The 16,530-nt window shown below is 46.0% G+C and carries 18 protein-coding genes; 14 read left to right on the plus strand and 4 right to left on the minus strand.

The genetic code is table 11. The annotated features are described in order from the left end of the window. Positions 1 to 63: 63 nt before the first annotated feature. From rpoZ to hemN, 5 genes are all read left to right on the plus strand, one after another. Complete coding sequence (gene rpoZ / locus H3S83_RS05260; protein ID WP_077970917.1) at positions 64 to 468, plus strand: DNA-directed RNA polymerase subunit omega; 405 nt, start codon at positions 64 to 66, stop codon at positions 466 to 468. A 133-nt stretch (positions 469 to 601) separates the two neighbouring features. Then, positions 602 to 2,830, plus strand: coding sequence for a bifunctional (p)ppGpp synthetase/guanosine-3',5'-bis(diphosphate) 3'-pyrophosphohydrolase (locus tag H3S83_RS05265; protein ID WP_077970918.1), 2,229 nt, complete (start codon positions 602 to 604; stop codon positions 2,828 to 2,830). A gap of 123 nt (positions 2,831 to 2,953) precedes the next feature. Continuing rightward, on the plus strand, positions 2,954 to 3,532 hold the full coding sequence (pyrE, locus tag H3S83_RS05270) for an orotate phosphoribosyltransferase (RefSeq protein ID WP_077970919.1): 579 nt from the start codon (positions 2,954 to 2,956) through the stop codon (positions 3,530 to 3,532). 87 nt (positions 3,533 to 3,619) lie between these two features. Beyond that, complete coding sequence (locus tag H3S83_RS05275; RefSeq protein ID WP_188317769.1) at positions 3,620 to 4,372, plus strand: helix-turn-helix domain-containing protein; 753 nt, start codon at positions 3,620 to 3,622, stop codon at positions 4,370 to 4,372. A 73-nt stretch (positions 4,373 to 4,445) separates the two neighbouring features. Next, the gene (hemN, locus tag H3S83_RS05280) at positions 4,446 to 5,780 is read left to right on the plus strand and encodes an oxygen-independent coproporphyrinogen III oxidase (protein WP_198239112.1); all 1,335 of its coding nucleotides are present in this window, start codon (positions 4,446 to 4,448) and stop codon (positions 5,778 to 5,780) included. A 101-nt stretch (positions 5,781 to 5,881) separates the two neighbouring features. Here the strand turns inward: hemN and H3S83_RS05285 are convergent, their stop codons facing one another. After that, the gene (locus H3S83_RS05285; protein WP_198239113.1) at positions 5,882 to 7,078 is read right to left on the minus strand and encodes an MFS transporter; all 1,197 of its coding nucleotides are present in this window, start codon (positions 7,076 to 7,078) and stop codon (positions 5,882 to 5,884) included. A 175-nt stretch (positions 7,079 to 7,253) separates the two neighbouring features. On the opposite strand from H3S83_RS05285, the gene H3S83_RS05290 reads away from it, so the two are divergent. The 9 genes from H3S83_RS05290 (at position 7,254) to panB (ending at position 14,418) form a co-directional block, all read left to right on the plus strand. Beyond that, complete coding sequence (locus H3S83_RS05290; RefSeq protein ID WP_198224987.1) at positions 7,254 to 7,865, plus strand: DUF2062 domain-containing protein; 612 nt, start codon at positions 7,254 to 7,256, stop codon at positions 7,863 to 7,865. Then, entirely contained in the window at positions 7,862 to 8,272 is a 411-nt protein-coding gene (acpS, locus tag H3S83_RS05295; protein ID WP_077970926.1) for a holo-ACP synthase, read from the plus strand. The genes H3S83_RS05290 and acpS overlap by 4 nt, the downstream gene beginning before the upstream one ends. A gap of 71 nt (positions 8,273 to 8,343) precedes the next feature. After that, complete coding sequence (gene lepB / locus H3S83_RS05300; protein WP_370541275.1) at positions 8,344 to 9,123, plus strand: signal peptidase I; 780 nt, start codon at positions 8,344 to 8,346, stop codon at positions 9,121 to 9,123. A gap of 8 nt (positions 9,124 to 9,131) precedes the next feature. Next, on the plus strand, positions 9,132 to 9,839 hold the full coding sequence (gene rnc / locus H3S83_RS05305) for a ribonuclease III (protein WP_198232280.1): 708 nt from the start codon (positions 9,132 to 9,134) through the stop codon (positions 9,837 to 9,839). Then, entirely contained in the window at positions 9,832 to 10,737 is a 906-nt protein-coding gene (gene era / locus H3S83_RS05310) for a GTPase Era (RefSeq protein WP_198239114.1), read from the plus strand. The genes rnc and era overlap by 8 nt, the downstream gene beginning before the upstream one ends. A 2-nt stretch (positions 10,738 to 10,739) precedes the next feature. Further along, positions 10,740 to 11,471: a DNA repair protein RecO gene (recO, locus tag H3S83_RS05315; RefSeq protein WP_077970934.1), complete on the plus strand. Its 732-nt coding sequence runs from the start codon at positions 10,740 to 10,742 to the stop codon at positions 11,469 to 11,471. 680 nt (positions 11,472 to 12,151) lie between these two features. Then, positions 12,152 to 12,640, plus strand: a complete 489-nt coding sequence (locus H3S83_RS05320) for a heme-binding protein (protein ID WP_077970936.1) — start codon at positions 12,152 to 12,154, stop codon at positions 12,638 to 12,640. A 97-nt stretch (positions 12,641 to 12,737) separates the two neighbouring features. Beyond that, on the plus strand, positions 12,738 to 13,580 hold the full coding sequence (panC, locus tag H3S83_RS05325) for a pantoate--beta-alanine ligase (protein WP_198239115.1): 843 nt from the start codon (positions 12,738 to 12,740) through the stop codon (positions 13,578 to 13,580). A 16-nt stretch (positions 13,581 to 13,596) separates the two neighbouring features. After that, positions 13,597 to 14,418 (plus strand): 3-methyl-2-oxobutanoate hydroxymethyltransferase, encoded by an 822-nt coding sequence (gene panB, locus H3S83_RS05330; RefSeq protein WP_370541336.1) that lies wholly within the window; start codon positions 13,597 to 13,599, stop codon positions 14,416 to 14,418. 72 nt (positions 14,419 to 14,490) lie between these two features. Here panB and H3S83_RS05335 read toward each other — a convergent pair whose 3' ends face one another. Genes H3S83_RS05335 through H3S83_RS05345 form a run of 3 tightly spaced genes read right to left on the minus strand, consistent with a single transcriptional unit; the run spans position 14,491 to position 16,502 of the window. Further along, entirely contained in the window at positions 14,491 to 15,006 is a 516-nt protein-coding gene (locus tag H3S83_RS05335) for a tyrosine phosphatase family protein (RefSeq protein ID WP_198239117.1), read from the minus strand. Further along, positions 15,006 to 15,626 carry a YfbR-like 5'-deoxynucleotidase gene (locus H3S83_RS05340; protein WP_198239118.1) on the minus strand — a complete coding sequence of 207 codons (621 nt, stop codon included), beginning with the start codon at positions 15,624 to 15,626 and terminating at the stop codon, positions 15,006 to 15,008. Before H3S83_RS05340 ends, H3S83_RS05335 begins: the two co-directional genes overlap by 1 nt. After that, the gene (locus tag H3S83_RS05345; protein WP_198239119.1) at positions 15,627 to 16,502 is read right to left on the minus strand and encodes a folate-binding protein YgfZ; all 876 of its coding nucleotides are present in this window, start codon (positions 16,500 to 16,502) and stop codon (positions 15,627 to 15,629) included. Positions 16,503 to 16,530: the final 28 nt, after the last annotated feature.

Consider the following 16,530-nt stretch of genomic DNA (forward strand, 5'->3'; position numbering starts at 1 on the left):
TTTCAAATTGTATATGCCAAAGGCAATTCCATCAATTTGCGAACTCTTAGGAAAGGGGCATCTATGGCCCGCGTTACGGTAGAAGATTGTATTGATAAGGTTGATAACCGCTTTGAACTGGTGCTTTTGGCAGCCCATCGTGCGCGCCAAATATCGCAAGGTGCACAGATCACTGTAGATCGAGACAATGACAAGAATCCTGTTGTGGCTTTGCGCGAAATCGCTGACGAGACATTGTCACCGGCAGATCTCAAGGAAGATCTCATCCACTCGTTGCAAAAACATGTCGAAGTGGACGAGCCAGAGCCGGAACCGGCTTTGATTGGTCATAGCGAAGAAGCCAATGATGTATTCGGTTCGAATGGCGAAAAGTCGGACGACAAGGTTTCATTCGATCATATGTCGGAAGATGAACTTCTTGCCGGTATTGAAGGCTTGGTCGCTCCGGAAAAAAATGACGACTATTGATCATTTTTCTATATTTTAACTGTGAATATGCGCTTCCGGTTTGGCAGCGCATATTTTTTGTGCTTTTTGCTTGTTGTATTGTTATTTTTAGTTACATGATATGCATATCGCTTAAGAAGGGGAGTATGCCGGAATGATGCGTCAGTACGAGCTTGTCGAGCGTGTCCAGCGTTACAAGCCTGACGTCAACGAAGCATTGCTCAATAAAGCCTATGTTTATGCCATGCAGAAGCATGGTTCGCAAAAACGTGCGTCCGGTGACCCTTATTTCTCCCATCCACTGGAAGTAGCAGCAATCCTCACAGATATGCATCTTGATGAAGCAACGATCGCTGTGGCGCTGCTCCATGACACTATTGAAGATACGAGTGCCACACGTGCGGAAATCGACCAGCTTTTCGGCCCCGAGATCGGCAAATTGGTTGAAGGGCTGACGAAACTTAAAAAACTTGATCTGGTTTCGAAAAAAGCCATACAGGCAGAAAATTTAAGAAAGCTTCTTATCGCTATTTCCGAAGACGTTCGGGTTCTTCTGGTCAAGCTTGCCGACCGTTTGCATAATATGCGCACTCTTGGTGTAATGCGCGAGGAAAAGCGCCGTCGTATTGCAGAAGAAACCATGGATATCTATGCCCCGCTTGCCGGTCGTATGGGTATGCAGGATATGCGTGAAGAACTCGAGGATCGCGCTTTTTTCTATCTTAATCCCGAAGCTTATCGTGCGGTTACCGATCGGCTGGCCGATCTTTCGGAGCGTAATCGTGACCTGTTGTCGACAATTGAAAAAGATTTGACCAAGCTTTTTGCCGAACACGGAATAAAAGCCTATGTGAAGAGCAGGCAGAAAAAGCCTTATTCGGTTTTTAGAAAAATGGAAACCAAAGCGCTCTCATTCGAACAATTGTCGGATATTTATGGTTTCCGTGTGATTGTTGACAGTGTCGCCGATTGTTATCGTGCTTTGGGTATTATCCATACAACCTGGCCGATGGTCCCCGGACGATTCAAAGACTATATTTCAATTCCCAAACAGAATGACTATCGTTCGATCCACACCACTATTGTCGGGCCATCACGCCAACGCGTTGAACTACAAATCAGAACACGGGAAATGGACGAGATAGCCGAATATGGTGTGGCGGCTCATTCGATTTATAAAGATCGCGGTTCCAATAATTCCCCGAGCAAGCTCGAAAACGAAACCAATGCCTATGCATGGTTACGCCAAACGATACAATCACTATCCGAAGGAGATAATCCTGAAGAATTTCTTGAGCATACAAAACTGGAATTGTTTCAGGATCAGGTTTTCTGCTTTACACCAAAAGGACGCCTTATTGCGTTACCTAAAGGGGCAACGCCTATTGATTTTGCTTATGCTGTCCATACAGATGTCGGCGACTCCTGTGTCGGCGTAAAAATCAACGGGCGCATCATGCCACTCATGACAGCGCTTAGAAATGGCGACGAAGTCGAAATTATCCGCTCGAAGGCGCAGGTACCACCGGCTGCCTGGGAATCACTTGTTGTTACAGGTAAGGCACGTGCAGCCATCAGAAGGGCAACGCGTGTGGCTGTTCGCAAACAATATTCTGGTTTGGGAACGCGTATATTGGAGCGGACATTCGAACGTGCCGGCAAGCAGTTTTCCAAAGAGGAATTAAAAAAGGTCTTGCCGCGCTTGGCACGGCTGGATGTCGATGATGTTCTAGCGGCTGTCGGACGTGGAGAATTGCCTTCTTCCGATGTTGTCAAAGCAGTCTACCCCGATTATCAGGATAACCGTGCCCAACAAAAGCCGAACGTCAATCCGCGTGAAGAAGGTTGGTTCAATATCCAGAATGCACAGGGTATGCTGTTTAAAGTACCCGAAGGCGATAAGAGCAAGCCGGTTGGTCCCTATCAGGAAGACCATGCTTTGCCAATTCGTGGTACACATGGTGATGTTCCGGTGCGTTTTGCGCCGGAAGGAGCGGTTCCGGGTGACAGAATTGTCGGAATTATGCAACCAGGAGCCGGCATCGTCATTTATCCTATACAGTCACCTGCTTTAAAGGCTTTTGATGACCAGCCGGAAAGGTGGATTGATGTGCGCTGGGACATTGATGCGGCAATGACAGAACGTTTTCCTGCCCGTATCAGTGTATTGGCAATTAATTCTCCCGGGTCATTGGCCGAGGTCTCGCAAGCAATAGCGGGCAATGATGCGAATATACAGAATTTGTCAATGGTACGAACCGCACCGGATTTTACCGAAATGATCATCGATCTTGAAGTTTGGGACTTAAAACACTTGAACAGAATTCTTACTCAACTTAAAGAGGCTGCATCGGTAAGTACGGCTGAGCGTGTCAATGGCTGAGTAATCGGGTGCTGAGTAATTGGGTTCTAAGCGGTTGCTCGTGATAGATGGAAAAATTGTCGGAATTTTATCGACTTGATAATACAAGGCGAATTGTTTCGCCTGAATGACTGAGGTTAATCTATGAATACGCAAGATGTGCTGGATATTTTTAAAAAAGCGGGTGCAATATTGGAAGGTCATTTCATTTTGACCTCCGGCCGACATAGCGCAATCTACATGCAGAAGGCAAAGGTCTTTATGCATGCCGATATGACTGAAAAATTGTGTCGCGCTCTTGCTGATAAAATACGCGAAAATGTAAAAGGCAAAATAGATTACGTTGTAGGACCTGCTATTGGCGGACTTATCCCTTCTTATGAAACGTCCCGTCATTTAGGCGTACCGTCTATCTGGGTCGAGCGTGAAAACGGAAAATTCAGATTGCGCCGGTTCGACATTCCAAAAGGTTCGCGTGTGGTCATTGTCGAAGATATTGTAACAACAGGCCTTTCCATAAGAGAAACCATTGAGGCTATGCGTGAAGCAGGGGCGGAAATTCTGGCTGCGGCCTGTATCGTTGACCGGTCGGCTGGAAAAGTAGACGTAGGTGTGCCGCTTATTCCACTTGCCGAATATGCAGTTCCTTCTTATCCGGCCGATCAAATTCCGGCCGAGTTGGCTAAAATTCCGGCAATAAAACCCGGTAGCAGAAATATATAATTGTTTTCTTTAAATGTCGCCTTATCTCATTTATCATAGGTTGAGAAAAAGCGGGCCGGTCAACAATTATCATTGATGGAAGAAGATTTGATTTCAAGCACTGACGCACATTGTCCGAATTGTTCGGGCGAAATCAAAAATGGTGAGCGTTGTCAATTATGTATGGTGCATGATTTGGCAATGTGCGCCCCGTTGCACGACGATGACTTGAACGAACTTGAAAGTTTGAAAAATCGTGAAAGCTTTTCGTCCGGAGCTGCCATTTTTCAGGAAGGGAGTGCACGCGAGAAGATTTACACGATCGTCTCGGGTGCTGTGCGGCTTGTCAAAACGTTGAACGATGGTCGTCGCTGCATTACCGGATTTGCTTTTGCCGGTGATTTTTTAGGCTTTGTCGAAGCGGGGTCACATATTTTAACAGCAGAAGCCATTACGCCGGTTATTGTTTGTTCTTTTGATCGAAGAATGATTGAAAACTATTTACGCCAACACTCCGAAGTGCGTGATCGTGTTCTTGATATGGCAAAGAATGCTTTGCAGCGTTCTTACGAAAACCAGCTTATTTTGAGCCGTTTGTCACCTGTCGAAAAAGTCGCGCGGTTTCTTTTTGATATGATAAGGCGGATGGAAAACAATCGCTTACGCGCTTCACCTCTTACTTTGTTGATGAATAGAACAGACATTGCCGATCATCTCGGTTTGACAATCGAAACTGTCAGTCGCTGTTTTTCAAAACTCAAAGTGCAAGGGGTAATAAAACTCCTCTCCGTCAATCAGGTCGAGATCGTTGACCAGACATTGTTGAAGCAGATTGCCGCGATTACCGGCGAGGTTGAATAGTGTCTGATCTATAACTATGTGTTAGAGAATGTGAAACGAAGAAATCTGCAAATCCAACATGGAAGGATAAAAGATGAAAACGGAAACACTGTTGCATTACGCGACATTGGCGGTCCCCCGTTACACGTCCTATCCTACAGCAGCAGATTTTGTTACTGTTACCGATCAGCAAAGGGCAGCTTGGCTTGGCAAGATAAAGGCTGACGTGGCTGTATCAATCTATATCCATGTGCCATATTGCAGGCAACTTTGCTATTATTGTGGTTGTCATGCCAAAGCCACGAAGAAAGATGATGCAATCGTCGGCTATGCTGAAAGTCTCGTGAAAGACATCAAGCTGCAAGCGCAACATTTACATGGCAAACCCCGCATTGTGCATTTGCACTGGGGTGGCGGAACGCCGTCCATTCTGCCACGTCAATCGTTTCTTGCGATTATGGAAACCTTGCATGAATTCTTCACTTTCGATGAAAAAGCAGAACACGCCATAGAGCTAGATCCGCGCACTGTTACCCGTGATCTCGTCAAGACATTACTGGAAATAGGTGTCAATCGTGCAAGCCTTGGTGTTCAGGATGTCAATCCACAAGTTCAAAAAGCAATCGGCCGCATCCAGCCTGCATCAGTGGTTAAACGTTCCGTCGATAATCTCCGCGAGGCAGGTATCAAGCATATCAATTTTGATTTGATCTATGGGCTTCCACTTCAGACAATCGAGACGCTGAATGATACATGCCGGACAATCGGAGACTATCGTCCTGATCGTATCGCTTGTTATGGTTATGCTCATTTGCCGAAAAGGCGTGCCAATCAACGCCTGATCGATGCGGCATTGCTTCCTGGTCCGCTTGAACGTTTTCATCAGGCTGAAGCAGTTGAAAAAAATCTTGTCGCTATGGGGTATATTCCGATCGGTATTGATCATTTCGCGCTTCCCGAAGACCATTTGGCGGTTGCGGCAAAACAACATAATCTACATCGTAATTTTCAAGGTTATACCGATGATGACTGTCCGGTTCTCATCGGGTTCGGTTGTTCTTCAATATCGGAATTTCATGACGGATTTGCCCAGACAGTTGCTGGAATTGCACAATATCGCCGTACAATTGATGCAAATGAAATGGCAACGGTGCGAGGCATTGCAACAAATGACGATGACCGGCTCCGTGCGGCCATGATTGGCGAACTCATGTGCAATTTTAAGCTGGATCTTTCGAAATTTGGCGGAAAAGCGAAATTTCAGGATGCTCTGGACCGCCTAAAACCGATTATTGCCGACGGGATTGCCGTTGAACATGATGGTGTTATCGAGATGACAGAAGAAGGTCGGCCTTTCGTTCGGGCGGTTGCGAGCCTGTTTGATGCATATCGCCAGCAGAATATTGCCCAATTCAGTGCAGCCGTTTAGATTATCCTGAAAATTTTGTTGCCAAGAATTTTGTTCTAAGACAAATAGCCGGTTGGCATATAGCCCGTTGCGGAAATAGCCGATTGCGAGAATTGCGTTTGTCAGGCTCGTCCGGTGCGTATTTTCGGAAGAAAAACCGCAATAAGGCCAAGTGCCGGCATATAAGAGCAAATTTCAAACATTGTCTGCGAACCGACAATATCCATGACACGACCGAGTGCGGCAGCAGATAAAGCTCCAATTCCGAATGAAAGACCGAAAAACAGCCCCGCCACCGTTCCGACTTTTCCGGGCATCAGTTCCTGTGCGAAAACCACTATTGCCGGAAATGCCGACGCCAGAATCATTCCGATAATAACGGTGAGAATTGCCGTGAAAGGCAAGCTCACATAGGGCAGAATGACGGTGAAAGGAAATACGCCCAGAATAGACACCCAGATGACGGTTCTGGCACCGATACGATCACCTATGGGTCCACCGAATATCGTGCCGATTGCAATTCCTCCGAGATAGAGGAACAGCAAAAGCTGGGCCTGATGGAGACTGACACCGAATTTTTCCATTGTGTAGAACATATAATAGTTCTGCATGCTGGCCATGTAGACATATTTGGCAAACATTAAGCCGACAAGAACGAATATGGCATTACGAACTTTGGCTTTGGGCAAGTGATGTTGATTGGCAGACGTTTTTTGGGTCAAACGTCTTTTGAGGTTATTGGCATACCAATGGCTTACAAAAGTCAGAATTATGATACCGAAAAAGGCAAGAAGGGAAAGCCAGCCGATGCGTTGTTGCTGGCTGATAAATGCAGCCGCTATCACCGGTCCGATTGCCGAACCGCAATTGCCGCCAACTTGAAATATAGACTGTGCGATGCCATATTTCCCGCCGGACGCCAGACGGGCAACACGTGAAGCCTCGGGGTGGAAGATGGATGATCCCAGTCCGACAAAGGCCGAGCCGATTAATAGAATGTAATAATGATGTGCATTGGCGAGCAAAAGCAGCCCGACCATGGTTGAAGCAGAAGCAAAAGGTAAAGAATAGGGACTTGGCTTCTTGTCTGTATAAAAGCCGATAAGAGGTTGTAGAACCGAGCCGGTCATTTGGTAAACGGCGGTGATAATACCGATCTGGAGAAAGGTCAGGCCATAATTGTTACGCAAAATGGGATAAATGGCGGGAAGCATGGATTGCATGACATCGTTCAAAAAATGTCCACAACTCACAGCGAAGATTATGGAAATAAAAGTAGTTTCCACTTGTCCGGCGGTACCGCTTTTCGGTATGGTCATGTCCTCTTCTCTCCCATGGATGAAGATTTTTTAACTTTTAAAATAATGGCCAGCAAGCTAAAAATCTGTAGGGTAAAGTGATTGTGTTGTTGAATAGAAGCGAAAAATTCAGGTTAGGACAATAATTTGAATATTAAAGATTGTCTCGTGCTGTCGGGGCGTTTATGAAGACAAAATGCTTTTTCGCCGAAGAAAACCTGTAAGTTTCTTGGAACGGATACGTGTGTGGTTGTGGCCACGGCGGTCATTTTCTCGTTCATTGAAATATTACGGAAAACGCTTGTTACGTATCTCTGCAACGCCGCATCAGGTGGCGTTGGGATTTGCTATTGGTGTTTTGGCTGCCAGTTCCCCGTTGTTCGGGCTTCATATCATTCTCGCAGGGTTGGTAACCTGGCTTTTGCGTGGAAATGTAGCGGCAGCCATTCTCGGTACAATGCTTTCCAATCCGTTGACATTTCTGCCGATTGTGATGCTCGATTATAAACTTGGACATTTCTGTTTTTCGTTTTTTGGCAATGCTGACGAAATACCATTGGCTGAAATACGTGCAATGTTTGAAGGTCTTTCAGTTTCTCAAGCCTGGGGAATTCTGCTTGAAGCGTGGGACACAGTCATGAAGCCCATTCTTTTTGGAGGATTGATCCTCGGATTGTTTTTGGGAAGTTTGGCCTATATTTGTGCTTATCGCGCAACCGCCCGCTTTCAAAAACACAGGCAGGAAAAAATGGCCGAAAAGATGCGTGTGCGGCTTGAGAAGGAAGAAAAACAAGGTGCTTGGCAGTGATTCTTGGTATTGGCAATGATATGATTGATATTCGCAGGGTTGAAAAAACTCTTGCGCGTCATGGCAGCCGTTTTACCGAACGGATTTTTACTTCTGTCGAAAGAATAAAATCGGAGGGAAGGAAAAATCGCGTTGCCTCATATGCCAAGCGGTTTGCAGCAAAAGAAGCTTGTGCAAAAGCGCTTGGCACCGGCATTTCTCGCGGCGTGTGGTGGAAAGATATGGGGGTTGTCAACCTGCCAAGCGGAAAACCCACAATGGAGCTCACCAATAATGCAAAAAGATTTCTTGAAAAAATGACACCCGAAGGGCACAAAGCGATTATTCATTTGACAATTACGGACGATTTTCCTTGGGCTCAGGCTTTTGTAATTATCGAGGCAGTTTCTTTTCAAGAGATTGCTTGAAGTACGATATAAATAGAATTCATATTGAATAGAACAATCTTTATTATAAGGGCGAAACAGAAATGAACGAAATGGAAAACACTCTTTCCCCCAAGACACAAAAGAGTGGAGGAGTTGGCGAACTTGTTTCTATCGTCATACAGGCGCTCATTATTGCAGTTCTGTTTCAAACACTTCTTTTCCAGCCCTTTAGAATCCCTTCCGGCTCGATGCGGCCGACTTTGCTTGTGGGCGACTATCTTTTTGTTTCAAAATATAGCTACGGTTATTCACGTTACTCGATTCCTTTTTCACCGAATCTTTTTTCCGGACGTATCTTCGGGGGTGAGCCAAAACGCGGTGATGTTATTGTGTTCCGCCCGCCGAACAGAATAAACGATTATTATATCAAGAGACTTGTAGGCCTGCCCGGTGACAGGATACAGGTTCGCGATGGTACGCTCTACATTAATGACGAAGCAGTACCGCGTAAACTCGTGGGACAAATTACCAATGCGGATGTGACCGAAGTCGCAAGACCGGTCGATGTTTACCGCGAAACCATGCCGAACGGGGTGACTTATAATACACTTGATATGGAGTATTATCCCCAACTGGACGATACCAAAGTGTTCGAGGTGCCCGAAGGCTATTATTTTATGATGGGCGATAATCGTGACCGCTCGGACGATAGCCGGTTGAGTATCGGTTATGTGCCTTATGAAAATCTTGTCGGCCGCGCCAATATTATTTTCTTTTCGATAGGAAACGGTGCAAGTGCATGGCAAATCTGGCGTTGGCCAGCAGATATAAGGTGGGACAGATTGTTTTCGTCTGTGAAGACAATCAAATATTTTCCGCCTGATAAATAGGTATCAAGATGAATCATCAAAAAGTCGAAAAACTGGAACAGGCGACAGGTCATAAATTTCTGAACGAAGAGCGTTTGAGACGCGCTTTAACACATTCGAGTGTTCAGGATCAGACACATGGCAATTATGAACGTTTGGAGTTTTTGGGCGATAGGGTGCTGGGACTTTTAGTCTCGGAAATGCTTTTCGGTTTTTATCCGCGTGCCAGCGAAGGAGAGCTTTCGGTAAGATTGAACGGCTTGGTCAATGCAGTCACTTGTGCAGCAATTGCACAGGAAATCGGCTTGCCCGATATCGTTTATGTCGGTGCGGAAATGAAAAATCTTGACGAGCGGCGTTTGGCAAATATGCATGCCGATGTCGTAGAAGCATTGATTGCAGCGATGTATCTGGATGGTGGCCTTGATGCGGTACGTCCATTTATACGCCGGTATTGGGAAGAACGCGCCCGCCAGTCAGGTGCTGCTCGCAGAGATGCTAAAACCGAATTGCAGGAATGGGCACATACTCAAAATGGTGCGCAGCCGCAATATCGTGTTGTAAAACGCCATGGGCCCGATCATGACCCGATTTTCGATATAGAAGTCCGTGTTGCGGGGTTTGCCCCCGAAACGGGGAGGGGTCGCTCGAAACGTGAGGCCGAGCGCAACGCAGCAGGAAAACTCCTCGTGCGTGAAAATGTCTGGGAAGAAAGCGAAAGCCAGAATAATGAATAATGATAATAAGACACATTCCGGTTTTGTTGCTTTGATCGGTGCTCCGAATGTCGGTAAATCCACACTTGTCAACAGGCTCGTGGGAACCAAAGTTTCGATTGTCACCCATAAGGTGCAAACCACACGTGCACTTATTCGCGGTATCATCATTCACAACAATACCCAGATTGTGCTCGTCGATACACCGGGTATTTTTACTCCCAAACGGCGACTTGATCGGGCGATGGTCACAACAGCATGGAGTGGCGCGAAAGATGCCGATATTGTTCTTGTCCTTGTGGATGCGGCAAAGGGACTGGACGAGGAAACCGAAGAAGTTTTTGCGTCTCTTTCCAAGGTAAAACAGGAAAAAATACTGGTCATCAATAAAGTGGATTCGGTACCGCGTCCTTCGCTTCTTGAACTTACGAAGAAGTTGAATGAAGGCCAAACATTTTCCGAAACCTTTATGATCTCGGCTTTAAAGGGAACCGGCTGCGATGATCTTCTTGATTATATGGCCAAAAAGCTGCCGGAAGGTCCATGGTATTATCCCGAGGACCAGATATCGGATATGCCAATGCGGCAATTGGCAGCCGAAATTACCCGCGAAAAGCTTTATATGCGGCTGCATAATGAATTACCCTATGCTTCCACGGTTGAGACTGAAAGCTGGGAAGAGCGGCCGGACGGCTCTGTAAAAATCAACCAGATCATCTATGTCGAACGCGAGGGGCAGAAAAAAATTGTTCTGGGTACAAAAGGCGAAACGATCAAAGCAATAGGGCAGGCTGCCAGAAAAGAGTTGATGGAAATCCTCGAACAAAAGGTGCATCTCTTTTTATTCGTCAAAGTGCGCGATCATTGGAGCGATGATCCGGAACGCTATCGCGAAATGGGATTGGACTATTCGAACTAACAATGGAATGGAAAGAACCGGCGTTTATTCTTGGTACCAGACAACATGGTGAAACGAGCGCAATAGTTGAAGTGATGACCCGCTCGCACGGTCGTCATATGGGATTGGTCAAAGGCGGAAGATCCCGCAAGATGAGCGCTGTTCTCCAGCCCGGAAACAGGGTCATTGCCGATTGGTGGGCAAGGCTCGACGAACATCTGGGAATCTTTAAACTCGAACCGGTTGATTTTAACGCTTCCCGTATGATGGTGGAACCGCATGCATTATACGCATTGCAATTGGCGGCAGCCCATATCAGACTCCTTCCCGAACGGGACCCTTATCCCGCCCTTTACGATATATTCGAGCTTCTGATCAACAATATCGACGACGAGCTTATTACCGGCGAATTGATGGTGAGATTCGAAATAAAGTTGCTGGAGGCGACGGGGTTCGGCCTTGATTTGTCAAAATGCGGGGCGACAGGAAAGCATGAAAACCTCAAATATGTCTCGCCAAAAACGGCACGAGCCATTTGTGAAGAGGCAGGGGAACCATGGAAAGATAAATTATTGCCGCTCCCGGAATTTTTGCTAAAAAGTTCGGAGCGCCCGAAAAATTTCGAAGACATCAAACAAGGCTTTTTTTTAACCGGATATTTTTTAACCCGTAATGTTTGGAATGCTCGCGGTATTGAACCACCGAAGGTGAGGGAGGGTTTTCTTGAATCACTTTCCCGTTTTTTTAATAAATAAATGGTTGGAAAGACCAACGGCATTTGAGAGGATCACTTTCTAAAGCAAACGCTAAGCAGAATGGGACTGTAATAATCTTGCCTTGGTTTTTGCAGATACTCATCAAAACAAGAAAGCGAAGCACTGAAAACTCTTGATAATGTTCATCCGGAACGACATGAAGAAAATTCGAAAAAGCAGCGTCAGAACGGAACAGGAATTTGCTATGAGCAATGCTTATTGTTACGTAAGCCCAAATAGTCGATTATAGATGTTTTTTGTCTCGTGTTTTTGTGAAAAAAAGACATAAAAACAGCTGAAAACGTTTGTTGGATAGAGAAAAATTTATTTTAAATGTTTGATAGAGGAAATGGAAAAATTTTAAAAGCTCCGTGACATTTTTCTAAAAATATTTTTAGTGCGTCTTGTCCGAAAGTCTGTGTTTTAAGGTAGAGTTCAAGAAAAACGGCAATCTGGCCGATTGCCTGTCTAGCACTATTTAACTGATTTATATGGCTTGATAATGTTTATCTATCTAAAATCGAAATCGCGATCGTTTTTCTTTCAACCCTCTATTCAATCGGATAATCATGAAATCTCGGAGTTTTGATTATTGCAGCCACATAAAACCAGCTTATTGTTGCATCAAATCGCTTTCCTATTATTTTAAGTTCGTAAACATCACTGTTATGGAAAAAACAATGAAAAAACTGCTCAAGAAATTATTCTGTTTGGCGCTTGTCGTGCCGGTCTTATCCTCTGTAGCCATAGCCGAATATACGACATCAATGTTATCGCTTGATGACGCACGTGCATTGATTACCAAAGGACATGCCTCTGCAGATAGTTTGAAGGTGAATGTCTGCATGGCTGTCGTTGATCCGAGTGGCAGTCTGATTGCTTTTGACCGCATGGACCGCGCGCCTTATGGGTGTGTCGATGCGGCTATAGCAAAGGCCAAATCGGCTGCTCTCTTCCGTGTTAAAACGTCGGTTAATATGCAACGCGTGAATGGAGACGAACCGGCTATTGCAAGTATCCCTCATATGGTTCCTCTCGGCGGTGGTGTACCGGTCACGAATAATGATATTGTCGTCGGTGCGGTCGGTGTAAGCGGTGCTACCAACGCAATGGAAGTCAAGATTGCCGAGGCAATGGTCGCCGGATATGGTGTTATACCGACAAAATAAGCCGGTTCGGAAAAGTCTTTGAAATAATATCATTGCGATCGCGGACGAATGGGCTCCCCGACTGAACGGAATCCTTATTTAATGGACTCTTTTTCTCATGCAGATATTCGAAACGATTGATGATATCCGCCGCCAATTGATGGACGATAGACGAAAAGGTCTGGTAATAGGGCTCGTTCCAACCATGGGCGCTCTGCATCAAGGACATCTGTCACTGGTGGAAAAAGCGCAAACAGTCTGTCAAAAAACAATTGTGTCTATTTTTGTCAATCCGAAACAGTTCGGACCGGATGAGGATTATGAAGCTTATCCTCGCGATCTCGAAAGCGATTGCGCTCTCCTCGATAAAGCGGGTGTTGATTATGTATTTGCCCCGTCAGTAGACGAGATGTGGCCTTCGGGAAATATGACGAGCGTTGAAGTTGAGAGGTTATCGGACATATTGATTGGCAAATTGCGGCCCGGCCACTTTCGTGGCGTAACCACCGTCGTCGCCAAGCTTTTCAATATTGCTCAACCTGATTATGCTTTTTTTGGCGAGAAAGACTACCAACAGCTTGTCATCATCAGGCATATGACCAAAGATCTCGGTTTTCCTGTAAAGATAGTGAGTGTACCTATCCTGCGGGATGAAGATGGTGTTGCAAGCTCCTCGCGCAACCAACTTCTTACACGGGAAGATCGTAAAGCAGCGATTGTCGTTCCGCAAAGCTGGAAAGCTGCTGCCCATCTCTTTGAAAGCGGAGAACGAAAAATAGAAGCTCTCCGTTCTGCTGTTTTAAATATATTGAATAACGAACCACGCGCCGTTCCGGAAGCAATAGATTTTCGTGATGCAGAAACTTTGGAAGAAGTCAAAGATAGCATTGATAAGCCGACTGTCCTGTTATTGACGGTGCGTTTTGGTTCTGTCAGATTGATCGACCAATATGTTTTTTAAAAAAAGGTGTCAGAGATTGAGCCGGCAGAATGAACAAAAGCGGGTGACAGTACCGGCAATCAAAGCGAGAAAAGGCAACGACCCTATTGTTTCGTTGACTGCCTATTCAGCCAATTCTGCACGAATTGCGGATCCTTATTGTGATTTTCTGCTTGTCGGAGATAGCGTGGGTATGGTGGTTCATGGCTTTGAAACGACTCTGCCGGTTACTGTCGATATGATGATTCTTCACGGACAGGCAGTTATGCGTGGTTCGAAACACGCACTTGTGGTTGTTGATATGCCCTTTGGCTCTTATGAAAAAAGTCCCGAGCAAGCTTTTTCCAATGCTTCCCGTATTCTTTCCGAAACTGGTTGCGGGGCAGTCAAAATCGAGGGCGGTGCCGAAATGGCAAAGACCGTCCACTTTCTTGCGCGTCGCGGCATACCTGTTATGGGACATGTCGGCTTGATGCCACAATCTGTCAACAGTTTCGGGGGATTTAAAACGCAAGGTCTTCACCAAAGTGATTGGCCACGTATTGAAGGTGATGCATCAGCCATCGCCGAAGCGGGCGCTTTTGCTATTGTTCTTGAAGGTGTTGTCGAACCATTAGCGGCAAAAATTACACGCGATCTGTTTATCCCGACAATCGGCATTGGTGCTTCCAACCAATGTGACGGGCAAATTCTTGTGATGGAAGATATGCTGGGCTTTGGTGCATTTGTACCGAAATTTGTTCGCCGTTATGGCAATCTCGAAGAGCAAATGGCCGAAGCTATCAAACATTATGCAAGTGACGTGAAAACACGCTCATTTCCGGCTGAAAAAGAGACTTATTCTAAGCCCGAAGAATAGACGATTTTGCTATTGATAAAGGCAAAAGTGGAACCCCCGAATTTTGGAGGATAGATTATCTATCCCGAACCATTAAGCCTCGACAGGCAGAATAAAAGGCGTTCCCTCGAAGGCTTCGGCGCCGCGGCCTATATCGGCAATCGCAGAACGCATACGCCCGCCACGATCAAGAATTTTATCGGCAAGCGAAACCATTAATTTGTTCGGTGTGGCGGTTGACGAGTTTTCCCGCAAAAGTCGGGCAATCGACGCTTCACTTTTTTGCGGTTGAAGTGCGCAGGCAATGACAAAAGCCGCAGCCGTCGAGCGCGAAATCCCCATAAAGCAGTTTATCAGGAGCGGATGGGCACGGTTCCAGTTTTGTGCGATTTCAAGAATTTTATAAATTTCGGTTTCACTCGGGGCAATAAGCCCTTCCTGCCGCTCGTTAATGTCATTGAATTCAAGAAAATAATGACAATTTTCTTCAATCATGGCCGGGCGATCCATAGGCGTGCCCTTGTTCATCAAAGTGATGAGTTCCCGCGGTTGGTGGCGAATTGCAGTCTCTGTGAGTTTTGAAAGAGGGGAAACGATCAGGTAGGCCATCAATGTGCTCTTTCTTGTTCGATTACATTGAAACGAGCCAAAAACGCGCCTTCAATTTGGGGGGTCGGTCGCGCAATCAAATCAAGTCCTTGCGGGGTTATCGTTTCCGGTTCGCCAAAATAACGGATTGCTTCAGCTTTGCTGAAACCGGCAAGAGTGCTTGCTTCAAAATAGGCTGCTATACGGTCGGCTTGTTTCAATTGTTTTACGATTTTTACCCGAAGTTCGGTCGGAAGGCCGAAGCGGATGCGGATTGCATCTTCGAGCCTTTTTTCAATCATTTCATAACTTCCGCCCATCACGGCCTTGAAGGGAGAAATCATGTCACCAATGACATATTCGGGCGCGTCATGGAGAAGGGCGAGTTGTTTTTCATCAGCCGTGGCATCAGGAAACAAGCGACGGTAGATTTTCTCGACCAGCAAAGAATGTTGGGCAACCGAATAGGCATATTCGCCTTTTGTCTGGCCGTTCCAGCGGGCAACACGCGCAAGACCGTGAGCAATGTCGGTAATTTCGACATCGAGAGGAGAGGGATTTATGAGGTCAAGCCGACGTCCCGACAACATCCGTTGCCAGGCACGTGCTTCTCCTGTCCTTGTTATTTCGGCATCAGCCATTTATTCACCTTCCGACACATCTTCCGGAAAACCGTAATTCATATTCGGTGCAATTGTCAGAGTGACCGGCACATTTTCCACGAAAAAAGGAACGTTTTTGTCAATGCCGGCCTTTACCTTGTCAATCCGCACAATTGCCGAAGCATGTTTGCCGATGACCGTACCGAGATCGCCAACAGTTTTCCCCTCACATTCGATAGAGCCTGTGGCGGGGAGATTGTCTTTACCTTCGACGACCAACATCCTGCGGCGGATAGTGCCTCTATGGTGCATACGGGAAACAACTTCCTGACCGATATAACAACCTTTTTTATAAGAAATAGCACCGGTTTGATCAAAATTGATATCATGCGGGAATACATCGCCAATTTTGAAATCTTTCCCACTCTCGGCAATTCCATATTTTATGCGCAGAAGATCCCACAGATCGGAGGAGCTTTGCGAAAAGGGGAGGGCGGTCATGTTTTTCCCGTAAAAGCGGGTGACTTTTTCTTGTGCTGGAAAACGTTTATCGGCAAAACTTGAATCACTTTCTGAGATAGTTGAATCATTTTGCCAAGAAATCCCTATAACCGATTCAGGAGACTCACTAATTTCGACTTTCGACCGCAAGCGATAAAGGTTTAAGCGTTTTTTAAAACTGTCAGCAAGGTCGGCCGAAATATCAATCATAAAACCATCGTCAATGCGACCGATCAAAAAATCGAAAATCACCTTCCCTTGCGGCGAAAGCAGCGCACCGGGCAACATCTCTCCGGCACCTATTTTTTCGACATCGGTGGTGATCAACCGTTCGAGAAAATGCGTTCTATCTTCGCCTGTAATTGTCAATATACGGCGGTTTTCGAGGGTGAGAGAGCAGTGATTTTCGACCATTTTCCTTGCCTTTCTTCTCACATTTACG

Source organism: Bartonella sp. W8122, from assembly GCF_016102485.1.
GTDB lineage: Bacteria > Pseudomonadota > Alphaproteobacteria > Rhizobiales > Rhizobiaceae > Bartonella > Bartonella apihabitans.